Here is a 2,449-nt window from a genome sequence, read left to right on the forward strand (position 1 = left end):
TTATGTTCAAAGCCACACCCAACCCCCCGGACACCTCAATCCCGTACGACCCAGCCCTCGACCCGCAGAAGATAAAAGCGGCAACCGACCGCGCCATCAACTTCTACCTCAACCCCGGCGCACTGAAGATCTCGATCCCTTCAGCCTCGTCATGCAAGGCGAACAGAATTTTCCTCATCGACCCCACCGTGGACGAAGAAACCTTGCTCGTCGAAGCCTGCGAATCCCTGGCCGCCGCCAGCGACATGGCCCGCGATATCGGCGACTCCATCGACAACCCACAGCGCCGGGCGATGCTGATGCTGCATCAGGTGATCATGCTCAGTGAACTGATGGTCAACCGGGTACTGGACGGCCGCCGCGTGCCGAACTAACTGCCCGATCCCCCTGTAGGAGCTGCCGAAGGCTGCGATCTTTTGATTTTGCTTCTAAAAACAAGATCAAAAGATCGTCCGAACGCGGCCCGAACCTGCGGCAGCTCCTACAGGGAGTCATTCTTCCAAAGTACCTTGATCGGAGTTCCAGCTGATGTCCGAAACCCCACCCAATCCGCCGGCCACAGACTCGGTATCACCCTACGAATCCCTCAACTCCAGAAAACTCCACGAAGCCGCCGAACGCGCCCTCGACCACTATCTCGCGCCCGCGCACATCATGGCAACGCCGTACACCCCCAGCAGCATGTTCATGGTCAACCCGCAAACCGACACCGAATCCCTGCTGGCCAACGCCTGCGAATCCCTGGCCTCAGCCACGGTCATGCTCGGTGAACTCGCCGGCACGCTGGAGGGGCCGAGTCGTAATACGGCGCTGGGCATTGCGCAGGTGGTGATGCTGGGGGAGTTGGCGGTGAATCAGGCGCTGGATAATGTTGTGCCCAAGGAATAGGCGTTGACAGTTCTGGCCTCTTCGCGAGCAAGCCCGCTCCCACAGTGGATCTGCGTTGATCACTGGTTAAGTGCCCGGCAAAGATCCCTTGTAGGCGTGAGTCTATTAAATAAATTCGTCCCCTTATCACGCCTTATTCCAGATTGTTTTTCGCAGCCCAAGAATTGGCCTGCATATATTTTGAGTAATGGAGGTGAGTATTCGGATACAGCTGTGCTCGGGTTAATTGCTCGGGGTAACACTTTCGTGGGAAAGCATTACCCCGGCCAACAACCTCCTGTGTTCACTTCAGTTCATCGAAAACACACCAGCTTTAGGAGCAACTGCTAAGCACCTCCCCATCAAGGAGAGGCGCTTAGCGTGGATTACCGTTTTTTGAATCAGCGATGCTCTTGGAAAAGTGATCTCCTCTGAACTTATGTTCCGGGGGAGCACCTTTTGTTCATCTGCGCCCCTTCCACCGGTGTATTCCAGGCAACAGAAACTTTTTAGTTTTTGAAGGCGATCGTGTTTAACCTGAAATAATTAAGTTGATTAAGTTCACCCGTCGCCGTGAGTACGAATTGGATAGTATCGAACGCCTGACCGTTGTCCGGGGCGACGGTCCTTTCAAAAATTTGATGGTCGTGGTCGGTGCTGCCCTCGTAGAACGTCATTGAGGACACCACACTATTTTTTTGTATGAACTCTAGCTTGATTTTTAATTGCCGCGCAGCCAAGTGGCAATTGATTGTCATACTCTTGGCATCATTTTGATGCAGTGCTATTGAGTACGCAAATGTGTCTAAAACACTTATGCGCCTTAGATAACTCCACAGACCCGTGGAATAGTCAAACACCGAGCTGCGACAGCTACCATATCCCTCAGTGTTTACAATAACCGTCGTTTTGGTTTTCGTCCCCTGCATGAAGCTCCCTGGATCTATGATCGTGTTCTCGGCATTCGGTCGTGGATATGTCTGAAAGTCTTCGACGAGGAAAACAGGAGCGACCACGTTCACTATCCACTCTCCCGACTCCGTCCCGCTGCCATACAACGCCTTGGCTTTGAACACATGCTTCGTACGTGTAAGCCCGGTCAGCTCTACCGTCCATATACCTTTGTCATTGGCCCTGGGCTTTTTGCCAGTGGCGGTGTCACCGTCGTAAATCTCCACCTCAAGAAAGGTGTTCGCCGTCCCCGTCAGGCGGATACGGGTGTCAGGAGTACTTCCACCATTGCTGATTGGCTGCCCGTTGGAATCCTGCGCGGCGGTGATGGCCGGCCTCACGCCATTCAACGCCGTCAAACGCCAAAGGTTCGATGTCGGATTGTTCGCGTATTGGCCAACGGCCTTTAAGGTGTGCAGTACGTCCAGCGATAACCCGCTCACGGTACGGGTCCAGGTTCTGTCGGGGCCAGCTTCCGCGATGCCTTTGGAGATTGCACCGAGGAAAACTTCCACCTTCTGGCCATCAGGCGCGGAGCCAGTGAGCGTGACGCTGGTGTGCACGGTATGACCGTTATCGGGAATGTTCCAGTTGCTCTGATCTTTTACTGAGGTGATGGTCAGTGCGGTAT

The 2,449-nt window shown here is 54.1% G+C and carries 2 protein-coding genes and 1 pseudogene; 2 read left to right on the forward strand and 1 reads right to left on the reverse strand.

The window, feature by feature from the left end; translation table 11 throughout:
- Window positions 1-2: 2 nt before the first annotated feature.
- Together ACM6I7_RS14500 and ACM6I7_RS14505 are read left to right on the forward strand one after the other, a co-directional pair.
- Entirely contained in the window at window positions 3-374 is a 372-nt protein-coding gene (locus tag ACM6I7_RS14500; protein ID WP_414888782.1) for a DUF6124 family protein, read from the forward strand.
- Between the two features lie 154 nt (window positions 375-528).
- On the forward strand, window positions 529-888 hold the full coding sequence (locus ACM6I7_RS14505) for a DUF6124 family protein (protein ID WP_414888783.1): 360 nt from the start codon (window positions 529-531) through the stop codon (window positions 886-888).
- Between the two features lie 488 nt (window positions 889-1,376).
- Here the strand turns inward: ACM6I7_RS14505 and ACM6I7_RS14510 are convergent.
- Window positions 1,377-2,449 (reverse strand): annotated as a pseudogene (locus tag ACM6I7_RS14510) (hypothetical protein); the annotation flags it as partial.

It is taken from the genome of Pseudomonas sp. IT-93MI4 (assembly GCF_949767635.1).
Lineage (GTDB): Bacteria > Pseudomonadota > Gammaproteobacteria > Pseudomonadales > Pseudomonadaceae > Aquipseudomonas > Aquipseudomonas putida_A.